The sequence below is a fragment of the Roseibium polysiphoniae genome, assembly GCF_014842925.1.
Taxonomy (GTDB): domain Bacteria; phylum Pseudomonadota; class Alphaproteobacteria; order Rhizobiales; family Stappiaceae; genus Roseibium; species Roseibium polysiphoniae.
The window spans coordinates 462,223-487,593 of sequence record NZ_JACYXJ010000006.1 but is presented as its reverse complement, the minus strand read 5'-3'; the positions used below and the strand labels follow the sequence as shown (position 1 = coordinate 487,593).

The window sequence follows — 25,371 nt, the reverse complement described above, 5'->3', positions numbered from 1 at the left end:
TGCGGCAGCGGCCAGAGGGGTGCGGGTCGCACTGCCGACCCCGTAGCTTGCCTCCCGGAAATCGTCCGCTACATCAGCGCGATTTTGAACTCGATCGTCTCATGTCCGCCAAGAGCTTTGTCCGCAGTATAGCGTCGGACAAACGTGCCGCCCGCCTTTTCGATGACACGTACGGATGCCGGATTGTCAGGGCTGGTCGTGATGTCAACGTACTTCAATCCAACCGACTTTGCTTCCGGCAAAACGGCGACGAGCGCAGCGGACGCCAACCCTTCTCCTCTTCGCCAGGGCACGACAGCATAACCGATGTGGCCAGAACACGTAGGCGGCAAGTCTTCGGTCCCTGGCTTCCATCGTAAACTTATGTGGCCGCAAAACTCTTCATCCCATATCCACCTGCGGATACTCGGCAATCGAGGCACTTTCGAGCCGTCTGGCAAGGTAATGGGACCACCCTTTGCATTCGGGTTATCGAGATTTGACACGAACGAAGCAGCATCCTTCGATATGATCGCGACTTGCTCTTGTGCAGCTTCAGGACGCAAGTTGTCTGGAGACCAGCCTCTTCGAAGCGCCGAGACATATGCGGGGAGGTGATCAATATTTGGCGTCAGCAATTTCATCAGCTCGCTCTCACGGCAATAAGTCTCAAGGTCCGACAGTCGTGCGCCGCACGGCAACGGTCAAGTAGGGCTCGAAGCAGTCATCTACCGCGTCATGCACCAACGGCCGCAACGGGCGTGAGGCAAAGCGATCGCCTCCGTCATTGCAGGGCCTGACCCTGCAATCCATGCCGTGACCGAGCCACTCGGGGAGCCCATCCTTTGTCGGAAACGTATCGGCATGGTGTCCCCGAGGTCGAAAGTGATCAAGTCATGGGATGACGGCGGAGGAGAGGCGAGGGGGTGCCACACCCTCGGCGGTCATCCCCGCCTTGTGCGGGGATCCAATCCACCGCATGGCAGCGGCCAGAGGGGCGGTGCGAGGGGGCTGGAGATCGCCGTTCCTTCGCTGCCTTGACCTATATGCTTCGGGTATCAATAGATCCCCGCACAAGACGGGGATGACAGCAGTGGGTGTGGTGGCCTTGCCACAAACACCATGCCTTCCCGGACGAGCGGAGCGAAGATCCGGGACCCAGCACGCCGGAACCACACGGCTCTTGCAGACGTGCCTACGATTACTGGATCCCTGCCTGCGCAGGGAAGGCAGCAGGAGGAAAAGTCGCGAAATCTTTCGACCACCTCGTGATGAATCCAGGGCCAAGGCAAAGCCTCATGCTGCTGAAAACACACTCTCCTCCGTCATTGCAGGGCCTGACCCATTCGGGAAAGCCCTCCATTGGGGAGGTGGAACGGCATGGATCCCATGGTCGAGCCATGGGATGACGGCAGAGGGGAGGCGAAGCGGTTGCCACAATCTCAGCTGTCATCCCCGCCTTGTGCGGGGATCCAATCCACCTTACGGCAGCGGTCAGAGGGGTGCGGGTCGCACTGCGAAACCCCGTAGCTTACTTCACGGAAATCGACCGCTTTGCGCCTCCAAATCGGTTGTTCGACGAGTTGAGACCGCATTCCGAGAGCAGACACTCATTCGAAATGCAGCGAATTCACCGGATGGGCGGAGAGCAGTCATTCGTTGGAGTTTGTTTGTAGGGTCCACTTAGCCAACCAACGGGTCGTTGTGTGGATCGAAATCGATGCCTGCTCTATCCGGAGGTCTGTTGAAAGCACAACTCATAGATCCAAAGGCGGCACGTCCCCGAGACGGACAATGAAGGTTGGGTCACTGTAGTCGCCGAGTTCGACATCAACTTCGATCATGAATGCATCGGCACCAGCATATGAGCCACCGTCAAACATCCGTTGCGCGCGCCTCTCCGCTTCGGCCGAAGACTTGCACTCGATCGCAGATGCTTGGACAAGCACCAGCTGCTTCGCCACCCCTTTGCCACGTTCGACATGTCGGTATGTCTGACATATGTAGCGTTTACTGGGCGTCATCAAGCGATAGCTCCCCTCATTGCCCGCTCGGCAAAGCGTCTCTACCAGGGCATTCACATCGGCTGATGACGACATCAACTACCCCCAAGATCAGCGCGTTTGGTGCTACAAAGCGCCAATCCTGAAGAGCTAGGTCTCGTTGGTTTACTTGGCCTTCTTTTCGCCGAGAACCGGCACCCTCTTACCTTTATTGAAGTCTGCGGTTGCCAGCACCTTTGCCTTGACTTTCTTGGGTTTTTTGGTCTCGCGGTTTCCGCGTGTCTTATCGCCTTTGGACATCCAATTTCCTCTCTGGTGAACCAGTTCGCTCGTCGGCCGTCGGGCGGCAGGATTGTGCAGCCCACTTCGGTTGTTTATCTGAAATTCGCCGGCCAGAGCGGGCCGTCGACGGCATTGACGTTCATCCGATCAGTGTTTGTCCAACCAAATCGCGCTCAGTGTGGTCAGGAGTTTCGCTTCTTGTTGCGAGGCCATTGTCAGCAATTGCCAAAATCATTGCCTCGTAAGTCATGTCGAGGTTAAGCAGACAGGAGCGATAGAAATAACCTCTGCGCAGGCCGGGCATCAGGTTCGCTTCTATGAAATTCGGCACATTTGCGTGGCTCATCTTGATGTCGATACGTCCCAAGGACTTGCCGCCCAGGGCCCGGAATGCCTCCTTGGCAATGGTGCCAAGCTTCAGGCGCGTCGCCGCGTCTGTCACTGGCGCGACGGCTTCGGAATCTTGCTTCTTGACATCATAGTCGAGAATACGGTCCCCGTTGCTGTTCGGCGCGGCGATGATTTCTACAGGCATCGCGCGCAGTTCACCGTTGGAGGCGTCCTCGAGTATGCCGACACTGTATTCCCGGCCAGACAGATAGGTCTCGACCAAAGCCTGGGACATTTGGTTTTCATGGATACCAGACACTTTGCGCCGGAAACTGTCAAAGTCGTGGACAACAGACTTGGCGTCAACGCCTCGGCTGTCTCCACCGGTTACGGGCTTTACAAAGAGTGGAAAGGGAAGAGGGAGGGTGCCGGCGGTCGGGTGTTCGCCCGGTGCAGTGAGGAAAAACTCAGCCGTGGCGACATTGGCAGCGCGAACCAAACTCTTGGCACGAGCCTTGTCGTGTTCGTTGTCCAGTGCAGACCTGTCCGATGCGATATAGGCGATCCCGTGCACTTCGAGAAAGTCGTTCAGCCAAAGGTCTTCACCATCAAAAGTGAAGTATTTCACCCCCGAGAATACGAGGTCGGGCCGCCGGATCGCCAGCCGTTCGAGATCGCGGCGTGTCCGGATCTGGGTGATGGTGACGAGTTGATAACGGTCGGAAAGGATCTTTTGAACCAGCGCTTCGTCGATCTCGATCCCGACATTCCGTCGATGCGCTGCTATGCCGGCGGGCTGGGGTGCGATGACGATTTCGATCGTCTCGTCGCGTTTGCTTGCGAACGCGGACCTTTCGTCGGGAGCAAGAGGCAAGCCACCCAGGCGGTGCCGCGCGTGCTCGGTCCGCGTATGCGCACCGTTCAGCATATCAGTTACGTCCACAATCGAATTTCTCACTGCCGCTCCTTCATGCGCCCATAGGCACTGCAGCCCAGGAGCCGCAAAGAGCTCCGAGGCCAGCTTGTGGTGATCAGTTCGTTTAGAAGATTCGAATTGGCAACGTTGAATTTGAATTCAACTCTAACCAGAACCCTACTGGTACCACACTCGATGAATGATAGATACGACTATCGTCGATGACAGAGATCATGAGTATTCTGCGACCCTCAGCAGATGCCGCACTTGATCTCCAAGACGGCGCAGTCGGTTTAAAGTGTCGGGATGTCATGGGAAGCAATCGGTGTTTGTCACGCCTGAACCAAGGCAATAAAAGAATGTGCCACCGACCGACTTCGGTCACTTTCTGTCTGACAATTTTAGCTTTAAAGCGCGTTGCCACACACCATGCAAATTGTGGCATTCGGTAAAAGTGGCACGTAGTGGACCTTTGCCGTAATCGGGACAATTGTCCGCTCTGGGCCGAATCCGGTCGCGAATCTGATCTGTGCGAATGTGCGCTACAATGACTTTGCGGACGAACCCGCCTGTCCGCTTTCGGCCCCCATCCTCCATCCTTCCGCAAAATAACTTATCCCCACCCCCATGACCCTGTCGTATACTTCAGGTGTGCTCGCTCAACGGGCCCCTGGCGGACCGTCCGCCGGGGAGGGGCGAGCCGGGCGGGGCTGGGAGGCGCAGGTAACGCATGCGTCTTGGCAGGTCCGGTGGAAGTCATCCTCGGGGTCCCGCAGGGTCCGGGGGGAGTGGTTCGGTCCCGGAGGGCGCCTTGCGGTGACTTGAAAAGGTCATAGTGCCTGTTCGACGAGCGGATCCGTAGCTTTCATGATAGAAAGCCCGGGCGAGGCGTGACAGCTTTTGCCGAAGAAACATTTTGAACACGGCTGCGCAGGCAAAGCCTGACGCGCCTCGCCACTTCCGTGCCTGAATGGCCCGGAGCGACGGGCCTGAGGGTCCAGGACCTTGCCAAAACGCCGGGGAGAAATCCTGCGGCGGATTTTGTGCTGGTGCCTTTGAAGTTGCCCTTCTGGTGGACAGTGCATCTCGAGGGAGAGACGGCGGATGAACGCCGTGGCCGAGCCCCCGGGATGGCGTGGGTGCCGCGTCGGGACGTCTACGCCTTGCCGGTCTCGTCAAGGGCCTCGGCGATGGTCTCGGTGTTGGCTTCGCCCCACATGCACAGCGGTCTCAACGCGCCGACCAGGCTTTCGCCAAAGGGCGTCAGGGCATAGTCCACTCTGGGCGGGATCTCCTGATGATCCGTACGCAAGACGATATGGTGCGCTTCAAGCTCCTTGAGTTGCTGGATCAGCATCTTGTCGCTGACGCCGCGAACACAGCGCTTCAAGGCGCCATAGCGTTTGGGCCCGTCGCCGAGAAAGAAAAGAATGAGCGGTTTCCATTTTCCCCCTACCACGCGCAGGGCAGCGTCGAGGCCGCAGATGAAGGGTGTTTCCTGGGGGGGCTGTCTCTGTCTCTGTTGAGGTCATTCTGCCTACTTACCAAAAGGTGCATACTTGTCAAAAATAGAGCATCTCTTAGCTTGGGTATAGCTCAAGCACAGGAGATTGACCAATGGGCAAACTTGAAGGCAAGACAGCAGTCATCACAGGTGGGGCAAGCGGAATTGGACTGGCCACGGCGAAGCGGTTCGTCGACGAGGGCGCGTCCGTCTATATCTTCGGTCGGAGGCAGGAGGCACTCGATGCAGCCTTGGCGGAGCTTGGTTCCAGCGCGCGGGCCGTTCGCGGCGACACCACGCAGATCAAGGATCTCGAGCGCCTGTTCGAAAATGTCAAAATCGAGAAGGGGCGCATCGACATTCTCTTCGCCAATGCCGGCGTGGGCGACTTTTCGCCCCTGGGCAGCATCACGCCTGAACACCTGGACTGGACCTTCGACATCAACGTCAAGGGCACATTGTTCACGGTTCAGCAGGCTTTGCCGCTGTTGGCCAAGGGCAGCTCGATCATCCTGACCGGTTCGACGGTTGGCATCACGGGGACGCCGGCCATGAGCGTTTACAGCGCTTCCAAGGCGGCGGTGCGAAATTTCGTCAGGAGCTGGGCGCTTGATCTCAAGGGCACGGGCATTCGGGTCAATGTCCTTTCGCCTGGCGCAACGGAAACCCAGAAGGTCATGGACCTCTTTGCCCAGACGGGGGCCCAGGAGGCAATCCTCTCGGACTTTGCCGACAAGACGCCCTTGGGCCGGATCGGCGATCCAAGCGAGACAGCGGCGGTCGCGGCCTTTCTGGCCTCCGACGACAGCAGTTTCATGACGGGCAGCGAAGTCTTCGTCGACGGTGGCTACGCCCAGATCTAGACCTGTATGCCATAAACAGGACAACGAGCCGCAGGGACGCAACCGGACCTGCGGCTCGTTGCCTGGCGTCTGATGCGAAGCTCATTCAGCTCCGCTCCGCGCCATAGACCTTGATCTCCGAGGCCTTGCCCTTGACGCGGATCGGCTCCAGCGGCGGGAAGGCGAAACCGGGCAGATGCCGCGTCTCTTCGTAAACCGCGTCCGAGATCATGGTCTGTTTGGGGGCGGCGGCAGAACAGAGACGGGCGGACAGGTTCACATGGTCGCCGAGCACCGTGTAGTCCATGCGCTCCGGACTGCCCATGGCGCCGACCACCACATCGCCCACATCGATGCCGATGCCGATGTCGAGCTGCCAGTCCGGGTGCTCGGCGGCCGAGCGCTCCATGATATCCTGGATCTCGGCCGCGCATTTCAGGGCGTCAGCGCTCATCTCGGGGCCCTGGAAGATCGCCATCAGCTGATCGCCGACGAACTTGTCGATATCGCCGTTGTTGCGCGAGACCGCCTCTCCCTGATTGGCGAAATAGTGATTGAGAACCTCGACCACCACCTCCGGTTCGCGGCTTTCCGAAAAGGCGGTGTAGCCGCGAATGTCGGCAAAGAGGATGGCGACCCTCTTGCGCGAACCACCAAGGCGCACGCCCGCCTGATCCGAGCCCTTGATGGCGTCGATGGTGCCGTGAGAGACGAATTTCGCCAGCTGGAAGCGTTCGTTGATCTGAACGATCATGTCATTGATCCGGGTGGCGAGATCGCCGATTTCATCCCGGCTTTTGACGCCGTCGACCCGGGCCTGAAAGTTGCCCTGGCCGACCTCAATGACCGCCTGCCCGATTTTCAGGATCGGGCGGGAGATGCCGAGGGAAAAGAGAACCGCGCCAAGGCCTGCCACGGCAAGGCCCGCGCCGACCCAGATCAGCAGGTTGCGCACCATGACGTCGATGGTGAAATAGGCCGCAGCCTCGCTCTGCTCCGCGATCACCGCCCAGTCGAAGGGCCGGGGAAACGCAAAGGCGCCGAGCATGACTTCGCCATTGGGACGGGCATAGGGGGTGACCGAGGTGACACCGGCCTGAAGCGCCAGCAGGTCTGTCGCCTCGCGGACGATGTCAAAGGTGGACAGATCCTGGGCTCCACTGCCCAGCACTTCGTTGCCCTGGCCATCGACGATCGTGATCGTGCCCGTTCGGGTGAAGGCGTGAGACAGCACATAGCCTTTCAGGCGGCTGAGATCGACCCGGGCCGAGAGGGTTGCAGGGCGGCCGTTGAGGGGCTTTTTCAGCGGCAGGATCAAGGTCGCGAGCCAGACGCCGGACCCTTCCGGGTGGATCGCCTGCCGGTCGATTGCATGCTTGCCGGTCAGATAGTCGGCGATGGTCTCGGGTGGTACGCGCAGGATGTCGTTGGCATCGAGGCCTGCCTCCTGCAAGGTCTCGCTGAACCCTTCCCGGGTGACCAGAAGCGGTCGTTCGCTGCCCTCGACGGTGATCTGCAAGGCGACGATATCGGGCAGATCAGCAATGCCCAAGGTCAGCATGGCGATCTTAGCATCGATGCCAAGACTGTCATCATCGATGGCATTGGCAATCAGGGAGAGAGGTGACAGCCAGGCATCGCGGTAGATGTTGTCGATGGTCTCGCTGACCTGCCGGACGGTGGCCGTCAGCTGGTCATTGGCCGAGCTCTTGAGTTCGTCCCTTGCGATGCGGATCAAGGTCTCCCCGGCGATCAGCAGAGGCAATACCGCAATGGCGACGGAGAAGAGCAGCAGCTTCTTGCGCAGCGTCAGTTTCATGTTGTGGAGCCCCCGCCCGGCAGGGCGCGAGATCGATCAATATGCCTCGCGAGCCTGTACCTTGACGCGCATCGTATCAGATGCGGTGCCGCAGGAAAGCCCTGTGCCATCGGAGACGGTGAGTTTGACCTCATAGTCTCCCGGCGCACTGAAACTCTGGGAAACCCGCTCGCCGCGGCGCTGACCGTCAGGGCCGAAATCCCAGACGTGATCCAGGTCGGTGCCGTCTGGATCATACGAACGCCAGGCGCTGAAGATCTCCGCGTCGTTTGCACCGCCAACGAAGACCTGCCGGTCCGGCCCGGCGTCTGCAGCAGGCGGGGCGTTCACGGTGACGGTCAACGTGTCTTCGCGGATGTTGCAGGCCGATCCAGAGCTGTCTGTGACCTTCAGCGTGACTTCATAGGTGCCCGGCCGGTCAAAGCTGTGCTCCGGCGCTGTGCCGCTTGCGCTGGTGCCATCGCCAAAGTCCCAGGCATAGGATGCGATCTGGCCATCCGGGTCGCTGGACGCGGAGGCATCGAAGCGCACCGGGACGCCGGGGCAGACGAGACGGTTCTGACCAGCGACGGCAATCGGCGGTCGATTGACCAGAATGATCTTCGAGGCTTCGCGTTGGCTGGATGCGCGGCCCATGCCGTCGTCGACAAGGACGGTGACATTGTACTTGCCCGGCGATACAAACCGCTTTGTAACGCTTTCGGAGCTGGACTTGGTGCCATCGCCGAAGGACCAGTCGAAGCCTGTGATCGGGGCTTCCGGACTTGTGGAGCGTGCAGCCGACAGGGTGACCTCTTCGCCGACGCAGACCGCATCCGGCGCATCGAGCACGGCCGCAACACCGTCATGAACGATCACGGTCAGCGTGTCACGAGCCGTCGAGTTGGCAAGCCCCGACGTGTCGCTGACCGTCAGCTCGACCTCGTAACGGCCCGGCTTCCGGAAGCGGTGGCGAATAGATACGCCCTTGAGGATCGTGCCATCGCCAAGCGTCCAGGAATAATCTGCCAAGGCACCGTCAGGGTCGTTGGACCCCGAGCCGTCGAGCACCAGCTCCTCGTTGACGCCGACGATGATGTCCTCGCCTGCCTCTGCGATCGGTGCTGCATTGACGGTGATCAGATGATAGCCAGAGATCTGGCGGCACTCATTGGAAGCAGCCGTGCTGTCGACTGTCAGCGCAACGCGATATTCGCCCGGCTCGTTGAAAACATGCTTCTGCAGAGCACCTTCCGCCGCGCTGGTGCCATCACCGAAGTCCCAGGTCCAGCCTGTGACAGCGCCGTCATCGAGATAGGAGGTCGACCCGTCGAAGGAGACGGGAACGCCGACTGGAACTGCCGAGAGCGCCTCGATCCGTGGCACGGGCGCCGCCGTGACTTCAACGGTGAGCTCGTCGGTCGCACGGATATCGCACTGGCCGACCTGATCGCCTTCGATGGTGAGCTGCGCTCTATAGGTCCCCGCGCGCCGATAGATGTGCTTGGGTTTGTCACCGCCGGAAGACCCGCCGTCGCCAAAGTCCCAGAGGTAGCGATTGACGACGCCATCTGCGTCCCAGGATTTGGAGCCGTCAAAGAGGACTTCCGTATTGGCGCAAACCTTGAGGTCAGGACCAGCGTCCGCCACCGGGGCCTGATCCACCGTCACGGCAATGCTGTTGACGGCGCTGTTGTTGGCCAGGCCCGAGCTGTCCGTGACCTTCAAGGTCACCGGATAGACACCGCCGCGGCGGTAGGTCTTCGTTGGGTTGACGATGTCGGATTGCTCGCCGTCACCGAAGTCCCATGCGAATTTCAGGACGCCGCCGTCCGGGTCGCGGGATTTGCTGCCATCAAGAACGAGAATGTCGCCGGTGCAGATCCGGGCATTTTCGCCGGCAACCGCGATCGGAGCGTTGTTGATCGTCACGCTCATGGCATCGCGATCAGAACCATTGGAAAGTCCTGTGCCGTCGCTGACGGTCAGGATTACAGGATAGTTGCCGCCGGCCGCATAGGTGTGCGCTACCTGGGCTCCGGTCGCGCTTTTGCCGTCACCGAAGTCCCAGGTGTATGTCAGGCCATCACCGTCGGCGTCGACGGATGCACCGCCATCAAACAGAACCAGGCTGTCCGCAGTGAAGACGTTGTCTCCCGCATCGGCCACAGGTGCATGGTTCACGCGGATGGTGACCTCATCTTCGGCAAGGCTGTTCTCGGCGCCGCTGTCGTCGGAAATCGTGAGGACCGCCGTGTAGGTTCCCGGTTCATCGAGGCTCAGCTCAAGCTGTTCCGAATAGAACGGCTCATCGATCCCGGTGATGTCCCAGCGGAAGTCGGTTACCGTACCGTCAACATCACTTGAGCGCCCTGCATCGAGAGTGAAGCGCTGGCCTGGTGCGACCCGGATGTCCTCGCCAGCGTCTGCGAGCGGCGATGCGTTGATGAAGACCACGGTCTCATCATAGTCGACAGCCTTCGCATGGCCGGTGTTGTCGGTGACTTTCAGACGAACGAAGTATCGGCCTGGTTCAGTGAAAGTATGGGCAGTGACCTCGCCATTGCCGAGATTGCCGTCCTTGAAATCCCATTCGTAGGACGCAATTTCTCCATCGGGATCGACGGATCGGTTGGCCTGGAAAATCAACTCTTCACCGGGCGAACCGACGAGATCCGGACCTGCATCGGCGATAGGCGGCGTGTTGATAGTGATCGTGACCGTATCGCTGGCGCTGTTGCGAAGGGTGCCAGAGGCGTCCGTTACGGTCAGGCGCGCAATGAACTCACCCGGTCTTGCATAGACATGTGCCGGACTTGGACCCTCGCCGGTTGTGCCGTCGCCGAAATCCCAGTGGTATGTCGCAATTTTGTCGTCGGTGTCAGATGATGCGGTTCCGTCGAAGCGGATAGAACTGGCCGTGACGATCTGGTCCGGGCCCGCGTTGGCGATTGGAGCTGCGTTGACCCGAACCTGCAGCGTGTCTGTGGCAATGCGTGTCTTTGTGCCGGAATTGTCCTCAACTGTCAGACGCACCTCGTAAATGCCCGGTGTCCCGTAGGCGTAGTCGACGTGCTCGCCGGTGCCGCTGACACCGTCCCCGAAGTCCCATGTGTGGGAAATAAGCTGTCCGTCTGTGTCGGAGGAACTTGAGCCGTCGAAATGGATGACTTCGCCCACCGCGATATTTCCGTCAGAGCCGGCGACTGCGACAGGAGGCGCGTTGACGAAGACCTCAATTCGATCCGAGGTCGTGCTGTTCGAAACGTTCGCATCATCCGTAACGCGAAGCTCGACTTCATAGGTGCCCGGCTGTTCAAAGGCATGTTCGACGGTCGCGCCCGTGAGACGGGTCCCATCGCCGAGATCCCAAACGTGAGCCGTGATCTGCCCGTCGATGTCATGGCTGGAGCTTCCAGCGAAGCGCAGCAGGGTCCCCACTTCCGTCCGCCGGTTCGCGCCGGCTTCCGCAACAGGGGCAGCATTGGCGCGGATGGTGGTCGTCAAACGCGCGGTATCACAAGCGTGGCCCGAACTGTCGGTGATGCTGAGCGTTGCCTGATAGATGCCCGGCGTCTCGAAAACACGCGCGACCTGAGGACCATGAGCGGTGAGGCCGTCGCTGAAACGCCAGTCGAAGCTGTCAATCTCTGCCCCGGCAGAAGAGGAACCGCTGCCGTCCAGGGTGACGCTTTCACCCGTGGCTACAACACCGGGAACGGAAATTTGCGGCAGAGGGGCATTTCGGATCAAGACATCGAGCTCTTGAGCTTTGCCATTGCCGATCTGTCCCGAAGAATCTGTGACTTCCAGGCGTTCTATGAAGGTGCCAAGCATCTCGTAGGGTTTGACGACGACGGGGCCGCTTAAAGTGCTGCCATCCGAAAAACGCCATAGAAAGGAGAGCCGGTCACCATCTGGGTCTGTGGTGCCGCTGGCATCAAAGGCGACTGCGCGGCAGCCATCGAGAACCGTTGCAGATGCCTCGATTTCAGGCCTGCGATTAGGAATCCAGTTGAACGGGGGCAGGTCCAGCGGCAGCAGCCGGTCTGCGCGAACTGTGATGAAGAACGTCGCATCATTAGGGATCTCAAGGCCACCCGAGAGGGTGATGGCAGCCGGTTTGCCGAGTTCATCAGATGCGAGCTCCACGTCGTCCATGCGCCACTGATCCTGACCAGATGGCGTCAGATCAACGGATCTGAAGGCCGTAGTGAGGGAGACCTTGCCATGGGCAGCGTCGAAGTTGTCAATTGCGAGACTGGTCGCGCCCTCCGGCGCGGTGAACCGAAGTTCGGTCAGCGTTTTGGTGTCAGGCACGCGGATGGTTGGAGCATAGGATGTCAGCTTTGATCCGGGAACATCAACTTGCTGCCGGTCGCGGAGACTGACGGCAACGCCATAAAGGTTCCCATCGTTGCCGGTGGCACCATCGACCACGAGGCGGAAAATCCGTTTGCCGTCACGCTCTTCGCCCTGATCCGCAGAAATGAAAGCGAAATTCGTCCACTGATTGTCGAAACGCGTTTCATCGGCGTAGGACTTTTCAGTCAGAAGCGTACCGCTGCTGAGTTCTTCTTCCGAAACGTCGCGACCCGTCGCGGTGTCACCGGCGAAAGCGCCGTCGCCGCCAAAAAGCATGAAGTTTGTTGTGGTGTCGGCCTGGCTGTAGACAAGGTCGTGGTCTCCGCCGGTGTCCGGATCGAACAGGCGAATGTAGACCCTTTCATTCAGATCAGCAGGAACTTCAATGTAGAGCACCTGGCGATGCGTCGGGTCGCCTTCTCGGGTCGGAGCTTCCATGCCGTAGGTGACAAGAAGCGGTACGTCGATAGGCTTGGCCGTCTGCGCGTTGAGCGGGGTTGCGCAGAGCGATGCGAGGAAAGCCAACCCGGTTGCGAGCGGACGTCTGCGCCAAAGGGCGTGTCTAGCTTTTCCAAGGTGCGCTTTGACAAGATACATACCAGCGACCATCCCCATCATTTCAATCGAACCCTCGCTCGGTTTCCCGCATCGTCCTGCAGTTCGATCCCGTCGAGGCGGATCGCCTGGGCATCTGCCACAGTCGCCACGCCCCTGTAACTTCTGCTGAGCTTGTTGTAGCGTAAGAAACCGTTAACTTCTTCGCCGTTTGCCAAAAGGGTAAACGGCGCGGCCTTTGCCAGGCCATTGGCATCTTCCGCTGTTACTTCGATGTTTATTCGTCCGCCCGAGGCTGGTTTCAGCTCGTGGCTGACATAGGTTGGCGGGGCCTGATCGAGCGTGATCGTCCAGCTCTCGACCTTGATGTTTCCTGCCAGGTCCTGTGCGGACATCTCGATGCTGTTGCGACCATCCGTCAACGTGATGACCTCATCGAACCGGCCTTCGGTCAGCGGAATGTCCCGTCCATTGAGAGTTACCCGCTCCGCTCCGGAGATCTGACCGCGCAGAGCAAGCCATTCAACCGAGGTCAGGCGGGGCAGTGGGGCATCCAGCGTGATCCGGGGAGGTTCCTGATCACGCGTAACTTCAAAACTGTCGGCCGTCTGAAAGCCTGAGCTGCTTGTGATCCGGAGTGTGAAAATCTCGGTGGGCGCGTTGAGTGGCAGCGTGAAAGCAAAGGCGCCGGACCCGTCGCTTCGTGTTTCTGTCCGCATGGAGCCGTCTTCGCCGAGTATCTGCATCAAGGCTGAAGATTCGCTTTGGCCTGACAGCGAAATCTCTGCATCCTTGGCGAGGAAATGGCGGGCCGAGAGCTGAGGGGTCGACGGGTCAAAGCTCACCTCGGCCTTGGCATCGGGCATGTGCACAATCTCGCGGGTAAGGTCCGTTTCATTGCCGGCAGCATCCCTCGAGACGATATCCAGAAGGTTCTGGCCCGTCTTCAAGCTGAGATCAAAACGATAGCTTCCATCCTCGGCAACATCGGCAAGAGAGCCATTTATGCGAACTGTTGCTCCGGGCTCCGTCTCGCCCGTCAGCTCGACCTGCGCTTCCCGGTAAATGATGTCAGATCGCGGCGTTTCCAGCCGTAGAAATGGCGGTGCACGGTCGATCCGCATGGTGAAGCGGTAGGGAAGGCTCCAACGGCCGGGAAGGCCGAATTGATCGAGCGCCGCAACTCGCCAGTAATAGGTGCCGATCTCAAGTTCATTGAGTGCAAAGCGAGGCTCCACCAATCCGGATGCGGAATCCACCATCTGGTTGAAGTTGGCATCCTGGGCGACCTCGACCCAATAGCCGGCGGCTCCATCCGTGTCCTGCCAGGAGAGATTCGCCGAAGCATTGAAGACCAGTCCGTCGTCGCCGGGAGTTTGCAGGACCGGTGCCGTCAGAACGTCGATCTTCGCCCTGGGGTTTTCGCCCGCGCGAATAACGACGCCTTCATTGCGCCCAAGGGAAACCTGCTCGCCCCTTGCGGAAATCTCGACCATCTCGTCATCGTAGTTGGTGAACTTGGCGCCGCTCACGTCCTGCCGAACCCAAAAGTCGCCGGAATCGATCTTGGCGCTAACGTCAGGAACATCGACTTCCAGGCTCTTGCGGTTCGAATTGCCGCCGAGAAGAGCGTAAAAATCCCCTTCGACAAGGCTGACCTTGGCGTCCTCACGCTTCTTCAACGGGTCAACGCGCATGCGCTGAATGACAGCGTGAGAGTTGGCGTTGAGACGCAGGCGGCCTGAATCGCGGAAGGTGATCTGGGCGGTGGAGCGGGAAAGGGTGCGAACCTTCTCCTCCTCGACCAGGATTGCGTTCAGTTCGCGATCGTCCCACCCAAGATCCTCCGGTCGCTGTCCTTCCACCCACCCCTGCCGGTCGCTCAATCGGGCTTCGGCAGCCTTGTCCCGGTTTTCTTCTGCAAGTAGATAGGCTTCACCGGCCGCGCTGTCCGCATCAACTGCGAGTGCAAGTGTTTCCCGCCATTTGCTCTGTTTTTCCGCGTCGAGAGCGGAATCATGTAGTGATATGGCCTCGGTGATCGTCTCGTAAGCAAAGACCTGGGCACCAATGGCATTGGCTTCCTGGATCCGGGCAAGAGAACCTGAAAGGGCCGAGCGTGCCGCCGAGACCTCGTCGGTTGGCACCGTGAGCATCTGTCCGGGATCAAGGTCACTGAGGGTCTCAAGGCCACTGGCTTTCAGGATCGCAGGCCAGAGATCGGCGTCGCCAAGGTATGTCTCGGCGATGCGGCGCAAGTCACTGTCGTCTTCAAAAGGTATTGTAACCGCGGCCAGGCCAGCCTGCGGCAACTGCAGCAGGACAACAAAAGAAACAAAAAGCCAGCGCCTCGTCCTCCTTGTTAAGGATGACAAGTGACTTAAATGTCTTTCTAGATATCCCGTGCCTCTAGTCATGAAAATCCGACATATATTAAGGATTTTTACGAAGCCATCATACCAGAGAGCATTCCCTGGCGTCAGGTGGCGGTCTGTAAAATTAAGAATAGGTTAATCTTGTTGGGGCCGACCTTAAGGTTCCGTGGATGAACCGGCGATGAACACTTTTTGCAACCGAGGTACTATGCCGGACAAGGGCGACCCTTACAGACATCACCCGCGCTTGCGCGGCAAGATCATCTCGCCGGAGAATTCGCGCTTCAGGTCGTTGGACTTGAGCGACATAGACGCACAGATGAGGGCGCAGGGTCTTCCCGACGATTGGCGTCGGACCGATGCGGAGCGCGACGCTTGCCGCAAGAACACGCTGCAGGCGCATTGGGGCGGTGACATCTGGATCTTCGCCTACGGATCCTTGATGTGGGATCCTGCGTTTCACTTCTCGGAAGTCAGACGGGCGCATTTGTCAGGCTATCACCGCCGATTTTGCCTGCGCTCCGAGGTGGCGCGGGGCACACCGGACTGTCCTGGGCTTATGGCTGGTCTCGATCTTGGCGGCACCTGCAATGGACTCGTGTTCCGGGTTGATGCCGACAAGCTGGAAACCGAAAGCCGGTTTATCTGGCGCCGGGAAATGTTGCTGGGGTCCTATGTACCGGAATTCCTGACGCTGACGACCAAGCAGGGACCGGTTGAGGCAATGGCCTTTGTGGTCAACCGCGACAATCCCATGTTGCTGCCGTCGCTGAGCCTGGAAGAAACCGCGCGCAGAATTGCTCAGGCCGAAGGGTATCTTGGGCCGAACATCGACTATCTGGAAAACCTCGCAGCCTCGTTTGAACTTCTGGAGCTGGAGGATGAGGAGTTGTTTCGTCTCCGGGACCTGGCGCGCCGGTTTCGTGCTGCCAGAACGTAAAAACCCCACGCCAGAAGACGCGGGGTTTCTTTGATCGAGGCGCAGATCGAAAGATCAGACTTCGCCAGAGAGAGCCTTGTCGAAGATCTCCAGTGCGCCTTCCTTGGTCAGCTTGACCGGATTGCCGCCAGCGGTCGGGTCGACGATGGCCATCTCGGCGATCAGATCACGCTTTTCGTCGCCAACATTCAGTCCGGCGAGCGTATGCGGGACGTCCAGATCAGCGCGCAGCTTGAGGATCGTATCGAGGATGCCCTGATAACCGCCTTCGATGCCAAGGAACCCGGCCAGGCGGCCGAACTTGTCTTCGATGGCTGCTTTGTTGAACTGCAGCACATAGGGCATGAAGACCGCATTGGTCATGCCGTGATGGGTGTCATACAGCGCGCCGACCGGGTGGGACAGGGAGTGAATGGCGCCCAAGCCCTTCTGGAAGGCGACCGCGCCCATGGCGGCCGCACTCATCATATGCCCGCGCGCTTCCAGGTCGTTGCCGTCGGCAGCAACCTTCGGCAGATTTTCCAGGGACAGACGGATGCCTTCCACTGCAATGCCTTCCGACATCGGGTGATAGAAAGGCGAGGAATAGGCTTCCAGGCAGTGGGCCAGTGCATCCATGCCCGTGCCGATGGTGATCATGCGCGGCATGCCGGCAGTCAGTTCGGGATCGCATATCACGGTTTCCGGCAGCATCTTCGGGTGGAAGATGACCTTCTTCGTGTGCGTTTCGGAGTTGGTGACAACGCCGGCGCGGCCAACTTCCGAGCCGGTGCCCGCGGTGGTCGGCACGGCAACGATCGGTGCGATACCGTTTTCGTCTGCCCGGGTCCACCAATCACCGATGTCTTCGAAATCCCAGATCGGGCGGCTCTGACCGGACATGAAGGCAATCAGCTTGCCGGCATCAAGACCGGAGCCGCCGCCGAATGCGATGACGCCGTCATGGCCGCCAGCCTTATAGGCCGCAACACCAGCCTCGATGTTCTTGTCGATCGGGTTCGGTTTGACCTCGGAAAAGACTGCGGCCTTGAGACCAGCGCTCTTGAGGTCGGCAATCACGTCCGCGACCATCGGCAGACCCGCAAGGCCCGGATCGGTAACGAGCAGAGGATTGGACATGCCGGCAGCCTTGACGGCGTCGGCCAGTTCCTTGATGCGGCCAACACCGAAACGCACGGCAGTCGGGTAGGACCAGTTCATGTTTGGAAGTGTGCTCATGGCTAAAACACTCGATTGAGAAGCTGATACGGGCCGCGCTTAATGCTCGACCTTGAAGTGATAGGCTTTTGGGCGTGTGAGATTGTGGAACCCGATTTCGGACATGGCCGCGCCCTTGCCGGTGTCTTTGACACCGGTCCAGACAAGGCCCGGATCCACGTAGTCGCAACGGTTCATGAAGACCATGCCGGTTTCGATCTTGTCGCCGATCTCGGCAGCGGCCCCGGTGTCTTCGGTCCAGATCGAAGCGGTCAGGCCATAAGGACTGTCGTTCATGAACTGAAGCGCTTCCTCGTCATCCTTCACCTTCATGATGCCGACGACCGGGCCAAAGCTTTCCTCCCGCATGACTGACATCTGATGGTTGACGTCGGTCAGCACCTGGGGCGCAAGGTAGGGCGTACCTTCCTTGTTCATGTCGAACTTCGATGTATCGATATTGGCCTTCGCGCCCTTGCGCAGGGCTTCGTCGGTCTGTTCACGCACCCAGGCCGCAAATCGTGCCTGAGCCATGGGGCCGAGTGTCGTGGCTTCATCACGCGGATCGCCCAGCTTGTACTGGCTGGTCAGATCAACAAACCCATCGACAAAGGCGTCGTATTTGCTCTCATGCACATAGATGCGCTCAATGCCGCAGCAGCACTGACCGGCGTTGAAGAAAGCGCCGTCGACGAGATTTTCGATAGAATACTCGATATCTGCATCCGCACGCACATACGCCGGGTCCTTGCCGCCCAGCTCAAGGCCGAGAGACGCAAAGGTGCCGGCCAGCGCTTTCTCAATGGCGCGGCCGCCTGCGACGGAACCGGTAAAATTGACGTGGTTGATGACGCCGGAGCCCAGAAGCTTTTCCGTGCCAGCATGTGTCAGGACGATGTTCTGGAACACATCCTTGGGAAGGCCCGCCATCTCGAAGGCCTTGGCGAGACGCTCACCGACCAGAAGTGTCTGGGCAGCGTGCTTCAGGATCACCACGTTACCTGCCATCAGCGCTGGCATGATGGTGTTGATCGCGGTCATGAACGGATAGTTCCAGGGAGCGATGACCATGACGATGCCAAGCGGCACGCGCTTCAGATAGCGCTTGAAGCCCGGGCGCTCGTTGCGCTCGATATCCTTGAGAGCATCTGCTGCGATGCCGGCCATGTAGCGGGTGCGCTCATCAACACCGCCATACTCTCCGCCGAAGCGGACCGGGCGGCCCATCTGCCATGCGATTTCCGGAACGATCTCGTCGTTCATGGACTTCATGGCATCAAGCGCCTTGAGGCAGTAGCTGATACGTTCATCGAGCGGCACATTGGCCCATTCGACCTGAGCGGAACGAGCGGCAGACACCGCCTTGGCGACAGCGGCTTCGTCCAGGGCAGGACGTTCCGCGTAAACCGATCCATCGATCGGTGAAACGAGTTTGATCGTTTCAGTCATGATGCACCTCTAAAGGCCGCGCCACAGGCGCGGGGTTGCTCAGTTGGGTTGTCATATGGCCGGAAGCCCGGCCGGTCTTCTGTGTCCAGGGGCAGACGGAAAATCAGGCCCGTTCAAATCCCCGGGCAATTTCATAGTCTGTGACAGCGCGATCGAATTCCTCGATCTCCCAGTCGGCTGCGCGCACGTAGTGATCCACGACAGCGTCACCAAGAGCTTCCCGCAGGAATGCAGACCCATTCATAAGATGGCGTGCTTCGCGCAGGCTATGCGGCACTTCGCCCGCACTGCTGGCTTCGTAGATATCGCCGGAAGCCGCGGGCGCCAGTTCCAGCTTCTCCTCCAGGCCCTTGAGACCCGCAGCGATTTGAACCGCAAGCGCCAGATAGGGGTTCAGATCGGAACCGCCGATGCGGCATTCGACCCGCAGCGCCTTTGTGCCTTCGCCGCAAAGGCGGAAGCCAGCGGTGCGATTGTCAACGGACCAGACGGTTTTGGTCGGCGCAAAGGTGCCCTTCTGAAACCGTTTGTAGCTGTTGATGTAGGGCGCAAGGAAGAACGTGTACTCCGGCGCGTATTTGATCAGGCCGGCCATGTAGCTGCGCATCGTCGCGGACATGCCGTGTTCGCCGTTCTGATCGCAGAAGACATTCTCGCCGTCATCATTCCAGAGAGATTGGTGAACATGCGAGGAGCTACCAACCCGGCCCTTGTCCCATTTCGCAAGGAAGCTCGCGGAGCGGCCTTTCGCCCAGGCGATCTCTTTCACCGCGTGCTTGGAAATCGTATGGAAGTCCGCGCAGTTGAGAGCGGGTGAATACTTGATGTTCAGCTCTTCCTGACCGGCCTCGGCTTCACCCTTGGTGTTTTCAACGGGGATGCCGGCGTGGAAAAGGTGATTGCGCACCGGGCGCATGACATCCTCTTCCTTGGTGGTCTGGAGGATGTGGTAATCTTCATTGTAGCCGGAGATCGGCTGGAGATCGCGGTAGCCAGACTTGCGCATCTCCTCGAAGCTCTGCTCGAACAGGAAGAACTCCAGTTCGGTCGCCATCATGGGCGACAGGCCCTTCTCCGCAAGGCGCGCAATCTGCTTCTTCAGCATGGCGCGCGGAGAGTGTGGAACGTCCTGGTGAGTGTGGTGATCCAGCACATCACACAGCACCATCGCTGTGCCTTCCAGCCAGGGCACATAGCGCAAGGTGGAGAGGTCAGGCTTCATCACATAGTCGCCATAGCCGCTCTGCCAACTGGTCGAGGCGTAACCTTCGACCGTGTACATCTCAAGATCGGTCGCAAGCAGATAGTTGCAGCAATGGGTTTCTTCCCAGGCACTGTCGAGGAAGTGCTGCGCATGAAAGCGCTTGCCCATGAGGCGGCCCTGCATGTCGACAATACAGGTCAATACAGTGTCGATTTCGCCGCCGGAGACTGCTGCTTTCAGGGCGTCGATTGTCAGGTTGCCAGCCATTTGGGACCTAATCCGTTGTTCGTGACGATATGAAACTTTACGAACTCAGTCCGGGAACAAGGTCCCCGGACTGATCATGCTTGAAGTCAGGGCTTAGCCGTAGCGATACGGACGGCCAGCCTTCTGCATGTCGGCGTTGTACTTCTTGAAGATCTCGACGACCTTCGCCTTGGTCTCGGACTCAGCGGCGATTTCGTCCCAGAACTTGATGGCCGCTTCCTCGACGGTTGCCCACTCTTCATCCGGAATCGTGGTCAGTTCCATCTTGGTGCCTTCAACGCGAAGGCTGGCTTCACCGCCCCAGTACCACCACTGGCGATAGTAGTGCGAGCTGTCCATTGCGAGCTGCAGGAGCGTTTTCAGGTGATCTGGAAGCTCGTTCCAGCGTTCCTGGTTGGCGAAGAAGGAACCTGCCCATGCACCGGAGATGTTGTTGGTCAGGAAGTAGTTGGTCACATCTGCCCAACCAACTGTGTAATCCTCGGTGATGCCCGACCAGGCAATGCCGTCGAGTTCGCCGGTCTGAACGGCGACTTCAATGTCTTCCCAAGGCAGGGTGACGGGAACGACGCCGAACTGGCTCATGAAACGGCCAGCGGTCGGGAACGTGAAGACGCGCTTGCCTTTCAGGTCTGCCAGCGAGCGGATCGGGTCCTTGGTGGCGAAGTGGCACGGATCCCAGGAGCCGGCGGAAAGGTGCTTCACACCAACCTTGGAGTATTCCGCATCCCAGATCTCGTTCAGGCCATACTGGTTGAAGAGAACCGGCACATCCAGGGAATAGCGGGATGCAAACGGGAAGTAGCCACCGAAGACGGTGACTTCGGTCGGAGATGCCATGGAGTCGTCATCGGACTGAACCGCATCGATGGTGCCGCTCTGCATTGCGCGGAACAACTCACCGGTCGGGACCAGCTGGTCGGCGGTGTAGAGTTCGATCACCATTTCGCCGTTGGCGGCCTTGTTGAAGGCGTCAATGGCAGGTTTTACCACGTGTTCGGCCAGAGCCGGACCGGCATAGGTCTGCATGCGCCACTTGATTGGAGCCTGGCCCATGACAGCCGGAGCTGCGAGAGTGGTGGCACCAGCGGCGGCAACAGTGCCGACACCAGCCTTCTTTAGAAAGTCACGTCTGTTGGTCATGTCTAATACTCCCCTTTAGAGTGATTACAGTCCGTGGTGTTCCATGCCTTTTTGCCGTTTTTGTTAGAACACCAAATTCCAACCCTGCTGTCTCCCGGTTAGTCGTTTCCGCAATTGGTCCCCTTACCGTCCGTAGACGTAGTCAGGAAGCCACAGGGCGATTTGCGGAAACGTCATGACGATCGCCAGGGCGGTCACCATCACCAGCACGAACGGAGTGATCGAGGCATAGATGTCGCGCATGGTGATTTCCTTCGGCGCCATCGCGCGCATCAGGAAGAGGTTGTAGCCGAAAGGCGGCGTCATATAGGCGATCTGCGTCGTGATCGTGTAGAGCACGCCGTACCAGATCAAGACTTCATTTCGCGGCATGCCGAGATCCAGCGTGCCGACCAGCGGAACGTAGAGTGGCGCCACGATGACGAGCATGGCCGTGTCATCCAGGAAGGTCCCCATCACAAGAAAAGAGATCTGCATCAGGATCAGGATCATCCAGGGACTCAGGCCCAATTGCTCGGTAAAGAGGCTCTCGATTGCCTTGACCGCACCAAGACCGTCGAACACCGCCCCAAATCCGAGGGCGGCAAGAATGATCCACATGAACATGCAGGAGATACCAAGCGTCTGCTTCAGACAGGTCACCAGGATCGGAAGTGTCATGCGGCGCTTGACGATGGAGGCAACCAGTGCGGTCAGCGCGCCGATGGCGGAGCTTTCCACAAGGCTCGTCTTGCCCATGACAAACGGCACCATCATCGCTGCGAAAATCGCGACAGGCAGAATGCCGGAAAGCAGCAAGCGGTATTTCTCCGCCGCGTCGACCTGGCGTTCTTCCTTGGGCAGAGCTGGGCCCAGATGCGGCTGGAATTTGCAGCGGACAGCAATGTAGATGACGAAGAAGGCCGCCATCATCAGACCGGGAATGATGCCTGCGAGCCAAAGCTGGCCGACCGGAGCGCGGGCGATCATCGCATAGAGCACGAGAACGACCGAGGGGGGCACCAGAATGCCAAGGGATGACCCTGCCTGAATGACACCTGTCACCATGCGCTTGTCATAGCCGCGCTTCAAAAGCTCCGGCAGGGCGATGGTTGCGCCGATAGCCATGCCGGCAACCGACAGCCCGTTCATCGCAGAGACGAGCACCATCAGGAAGATCGTGCCAATGGCAAGTCCACCGTTCAGCGGTCCCATCCAGACATGGAACATCTTGTAGAGGTCGTCGGCGATTTTCGTTTCCGACAGGATGTAGCCCATGAAGATGAACATCGGCAGCGTCAGAAGCGGATACCACTTCATCAGCTTCATAGCGGCCGAGAACGGAATGTCGCCGCCGCCGGTGCCCCAAAGGGCGATAGCCGCAATGGCTGCAATACCGCCGATGGCGCCGAAGACACGCTGACCCGTCAGCAGCATCAACATCATCGACGAGAACATGAGAAGGGCGATCATCTCATAAGACATCAGATCGTCTCTCCCTGGATGCGAGCGATGTCTTTGAAAAGCTCGGAAACGGCCTGCAGAAGCATGAGGAAAAATCCGAGGAGCATGACGACCTTGACCGGCCAGAGGTAGGGCCGCCAGGCGGTGGGGCTGCGTTCAATGTAGCCCATCACTTCAGTCGCCGCGCTCGGACCACCGGTGACGAACGCCATAATCAGATCCCAATAAAAGACGAGCGGCTCCTTGCCGAAATAGCCGAGCGAATAGGCGGTCGAGTTCAGGGCACCGTGCAGGAGCACTCCGATGTAGAACATCAAGAGCAGAACCGTGAATGCATCGAACCAGGCTTTTTTCTTCGGTGGCCAGTCTGCGTAGAACAGGTCCATCCGCACATTGGCCCCCATCTGGATCGAGTAGGGACCGCCCAGAACGTAATAGGCGACCATCGCGAACTGAGCGATTTCCAGAGTCCAGAGGGACGGGTTGAAGAAGGTCTTGGAAATGGAGGACCAGAGCAGAATGCCGGCCATCACGAAGATGCCCCACATCATGATCCGGCCGAGCCCACCGTTGAAGGCATCGACGTATTTCACATAGAGGCAGGCCGCCTTGCGCATCATTTGCCTCCCGCCTGTGCCAGCGCGTCCTTCAGGATCGGCGCCAGGGTCGCGGCCCATGCGGCCTCCGCATCCGGCGTCGCGATCTCGTCGTTGCGGATCTCGATCATCAGCGGAACCAATCCGCGCGCCTCGCCGTGGCGTTGCAGGGTGTAATAGACACCGTCCGCCGGCGAATAGGGCTCGTTGTCGCCAACAGTGTAGGAGGTGCGGTTTTTCAGAAGCTGCAGCGCAGGTTTTGCCAAGCTGGCGTCATCGCCATAAATCAGGCCGATTTCCCAGGGGCGTGTTTCGCCCTTGTAGATGGGCGTGTAGCTGTGGACCGACACAAGTGCGCTCGAAGCACCCTTTGACTGGCGCGCGTCGATGAGCCGGTCGATGGTGTCGTGAAAGGGTTTGTGAGAGAGCGCAATTCGCCGCTCGCGCTCATCTGCGTCAAGGTCCGCATTGCCGGGGATGTCCGTCAACTCACTGCGGCACGGAATAAGATCCGGGGCCACTGTTTCACGATTGCAGTCGATGATGAGGCGCGAGACATTCGAATAGATGAGTGGTGCGTCCAGAAGTTTGGATAGCTGCAATGAGACTCCAAGCGCGCCCGGATCCCAGGAAATATGTGCCTGAAGGGCTTCAGACGACAAGCCGAGGTGGCCGTAGCATTCCGGCATAAAATTGCTCGCGTGGTCGCAAACCAACACAAATGGCCCGCTCCCCTCTTCATTCACAATCGTAACCGGCTCGAACGTTTCATTTGCCGGCATGCCGATGGTCATCAGCCTGTCCCCTTGCGCTGGTGCGCCGCCGTTAACGTTTGTATTTTTTATTACAGAATTGCGCTAACGATCAGATTTTGTATGATTTGATACATTTTGAGTGATCAAGTCAAACACAAATCGTGGTGCCGGATGGGTAAATTCTGAGCGGACCCGCATGCAGAAAGGGCAAATCATGGAACGGCCGCTTCTGGAGGAAATACACGACCGGCTTGACGAATTCACCGCCACCGAGCGCAAGGCAGCCCATGCGCTCTTGGCGAATTATCCCATGCAAGGGCTGGGAACCGTGGCCCAGTTTGCTGATGCTGCTGGCGTAAGCTCGCCGACGATCCTGCGGTTCGTAGGGCGGCTTGGATTTCCAGGGTTTGCGGACTTTCAAAAGCGTTTGCGGCAGGAGCTCGAGAACCAGCTGAACACGCCCTTGGCGCGCAGCTCAGCAATGGAGTCAGGTCCTGCCCAGAGTGACGATCCACTGGTTGAGCAGCTCGTTGAAAACGTCCGCGAGACTTTCGAGCATCTTCCAAAGGGAGAACTGGCTGGCATGATCAAGCTGCTGGCCGATGAGAAAAAGACCCTGCACATGATTGGCGGGCGATTTACCGATGCCCTTGCCCGTTACATGGCGGCGCACCTTCGGATCGTCCGGCCCAACGTCAATCATGTCGCCGGGCAGCAAGGCAACTGGCTGGACCAGCTCATCGGCATCGGGCCGAAGGATGTGATTGTCGTCTTTGATATCCGGCGTTACCAAAACGAGATCATCCGCTTTGCGGAGGCGGCGGCCAAACAGGGCGCAACGGTGACGCTGATCACCGACAGCTGGATGTCACCGATCGGAAAAATCGCAAGCTTTGTGCTGCCAGCTCGCGTTGCCGTTCCTTCGCCCTGGGACTCCAGCGCGGCGCTCATGGCGATCGCGGAGGTGTTGATCGCTGGCGTGACTCGTGAAAACGCCGAACGCAGTCAGCAGCGCATGCAGGCTCTGGAAGATCTGCGCAACGCTCATGATCCGGAAAATGATGGCGAGCACCGCTTGTAGCGTCGGTCGGCGGCTCAAACAAAAAACGCCGACGAAATCGCCGGCGTTTCCATAAACTCTTTAAGCAGAGTTCAGCGAATGGCCATTAGGCCATTTCGAGCTGTGCAGCCTGCTTGCCACGACCACGACGGTCGTCTTCAGCAACGAAAGTGACTTTCGCGCCTTCTTCCGGAGCCGGGATGCCAGCCTGTTCGAAAGCAGTGATGTGGACGAACACGTCCTTGCCACCGTCTTCCGGAGTGATAAAGCCGAAGCCACGGTCGTAGTTAAAGAATTTGATGGTGCCGTTCTCGCGCATGGAGAAACCTTTCCGTAAGTTGTGCGCACCCTTGGGACATTGCTCAGGG

Annotated in this window: 19 protein-coding genes; 3 read left to right on the top strand and 16 right to left on the bottom strand. The window is 59.0% G+C overall.

The annotated features are described in order from the left end of the window. Positions 1–68: 68 nt before the first annotated feature. The 5 genes from IG617_RS17945 to IG617_RS17930 form a co-directional block, all read right to left on the bottom strand. Positions 69–623, bottom strand: a complete 555-nt coding sequence (locus IG617_RS17945) for a GNAT family N-acetyltransferase (RefSeq protein WP_338110025.1) — start codon at positions 621–623, stop codon at positions 69–71. Positions 624–1,736: 1,113 nt separating this feature from the next. Beyond that, entirely contained in the window at positions 1,737–2,003 is a 267-nt protein-coding gene (locus tag IG617_RS17940; RefSeq protein ID WP_192110590.1) for a hypothetical protein, read from the bottom strand. A 144-nt stretch (positions 2,004–2,147) separates the two neighbouring features. Then, complete coding sequence (locus tag IG617_RS21840) at positions 2,148–2,282, bottom strand: hypothetical protein (RefSeq protein WP_276529835.1); 135 nt, start codon at positions 2,280–2,282, stop codon at positions 2,148–2,150. Between the two features lie 121 nt (positions 2,283–2,403). After that, the gene (locus IG617_RS17935; RefSeq protein ID WP_209008577.1) at positions 2,404–3,552 is read right to left on the bottom strand and encodes a D-alanine--D-alanine ligase family protein; all 1,149 of its coding nucleotides are present in this window, start codon (positions 3,550–3,552) and stop codon (positions 2,404–2,406) included. 1,114 nt (positions 3,553–4,666) lie between these two features. Further along, positions 4,667–4,969 carry a winged helix-turn-helix transcriptional regulator gene (locus IG617_RS17930; protein WP_338110024.1) on the bottom strand — a complete coding sequence of 101 codons (303 nt, stop codon included), beginning with the start codon at positions 4,967–4,969 and terminating at the stop codon, positions 4,667–4,669. Between the two features lie 158 nt (positions 4,970–5,127). On the opposite strand from IG617_RS17930, the gene IG617_RS17925 reads away from it, so the two are divergent. Further along, positions 5,128–5,877 (top strand): SDR family NAD(P)-dependent oxidoreductase, encoded by a 750-nt coding sequence (locus IG617_RS17925; protein WP_192110589.1) that lies wholly within the window; start codon positions 5,128–5,130, stop codon positions 5,875–5,877. A gap of 85 nt (positions 5,878–5,962) precedes the next feature. Here the strand turns inward: IG617_RS17925 and IG617_RS17920 are convergent, their stop codons facing one another. From IG617_RS17920 to IG617_RS17910, 3 genes are read right to left on the bottom strand one after another with little or no spacing between them, the layout of a single operon-like run. Continuing rightward, positions 5,963–7,675 carry an adenylate/guanylate cyclase domain-containing protein gene (locus IG617_RS17920; RefSeq protein WP_192110588.1) on the bottom strand — a complete coding sequence of 571 codons (1,713 nt, stop codon included), beginning with the start codon at positions 7,673–7,675 and terminating at the stop codon, positions 5,963–5,965. Between the two features lie 36 nt (positions 7,676–7,711). Then, positions 7,712–12,616 (bottom strand): PKD domain-containing protein, encoded by a 4,905-nt coding sequence (locus tag IG617_RS17915; protein ID WP_192110587.1) that lies wholly within the window; start codon positions 12,614–12,616, stop codon positions 7,712–7,714. Between the two features lie 17 nt (positions 12,617–12,633). Next, positions 12,634–14,832, bottom strand: a complete 2,199-nt coding sequence (locus IG617_RS17910; protein ID WP_192110586.1) for a FecR domain-containing protein — start codon at positions 14,830–14,832, stop codon at positions 12,634–12,636. Between the two features lie 298 nt (positions 14,833–15,130). On the opposite strand from IG617_RS17910, the gene IG617_RS17905 reads away from it, so the two are divergent. After that, entirely contained in the window at positions 15,131–15,889 is a 759-nt protein-coding gene (locus tag IG617_RS17905; protein WP_192110585.1) for a gamma-glutamylcyclotransferase, read from the top strand. 54 nt (positions 15,890–15,943) lie between these two features. Here the strand turns inward: IG617_RS17905 and IG617_RS17900 are convergent, their stop codons facing one another. The 7 genes from IG617_RS17900 to IG617_RS17870 form a co-directional block, all read right to left on the bottom strand. Beyond that, complete coding sequence (locus IG617_RS17900) at positions 15,944–17,107, bottom strand: iron-containing alcohol dehydrogenase (RefSeq protein WP_192110584.1); 1,164 nt, start codon at positions 17,105–17,107, stop codon at positions 15,944–15,946. 39 nt (positions 17,108–17,146) lie between these two features. Beyond that, the gene (locus tag IG617_RS17895; protein ID WP_192110583.1) at positions 17,147–18,535 is read right to left on the bottom strand and encodes an aldehyde dehydrogenase family protein; all 1,389 of its coding nucleotides are present in this window, start codon (positions 18,533–18,535) and stop codon (positions 17,147–17,149) included. A 103-nt stretch (positions 18,536–18,638) separates the two neighbouring features. Further along, entirely contained in the window at positions 18,639–20,006 is a 1,368-nt protein-coding gene (locus tag IG617_RS17890) for a glutamine synthetase family protein (protein WP_192110582.1), read from the bottom strand. A gap of 93 nt (positions 20,007–20,099) precedes the next feature. Next, positions 20,100–21,149: a TRAP transporter substrate-binding protein gene (locus IG617_RS17885; protein WP_192110581.1), complete on the bottom strand. Its 1,050-nt coding sequence runs from the start codon at positions 21,147–21,149 to the stop codon at positions 20,100–20,102. Positions 21,150–21,272: 123 nt separating this feature from the next. Then, complete coding sequence (locus tag IG617_RS17880) at positions 21,273–22,613, bottom strand: TRAP transporter large permease (RefSeq protein WP_192110580.1); 1,341 nt, start codon at positions 22,611–22,613, stop codon at positions 21,273–21,275. Beyond that, positions 22,613–23,209 carry a TRAP transporter small permease subunit gene (locus IG617_RS17875; protein ID WP_192110579.1) on the bottom strand — a complete coding sequence of 199 codons (597 nt, stop codon included), beginning with the start codon at positions 23,207–23,209 and terminating at the stop codon, positions 22,613–22,615. Before IG617_RS17875 ends, IG617_RS17880 begins: the two co-directional genes overlap by 1 nt. Continuing rightward, positions 23,209–23,982 (bottom strand): N-formylglutamate amidohydrolase, encoded by a 774-nt coding sequence (locus tag IG617_RS17870; protein WP_209008576.1) that lies wholly within the window; start codon positions 23,980–23,982, stop codon positions 23,209–23,211. Before IG617_RS17870 ends, IG617_RS17875 begins: the two co-directional genes overlap by 1 nt. A gap of 175 nt (positions 23,983–24,157) precedes the next feature. Between IG617_RS17870 and IG617_RS17865 the strand changes: the two genes are divergently transcribed. After that, positions 24,158–25,024: a MurR/RpiR family transcriptional regulator gene (locus IG617_RS17865; RefSeq protein WP_192110674.1), complete on the top strand. Its 867-nt coding sequence runs from the start codon at positions 24,158–24,160 to the stop codon at positions 25,022–25,024. An 85-nt stretch (positions 25,025–25,109) separates the two neighbouring features. Here IG617_RS17865 and IG617_RS17860 read toward each other — a convergent pair whose 3' ends face one another. Next, positions 25,110–25,322, bottom strand: a complete 213-nt coding sequence (locus IG617_RS17860; protein ID WP_192110578.1) for a cold-shock protein — start codon at positions 25,320–25,322, stop codon at positions 25,110–25,112. Positions 25,323–25,371 lie beyond the last annotated feature (49 nt).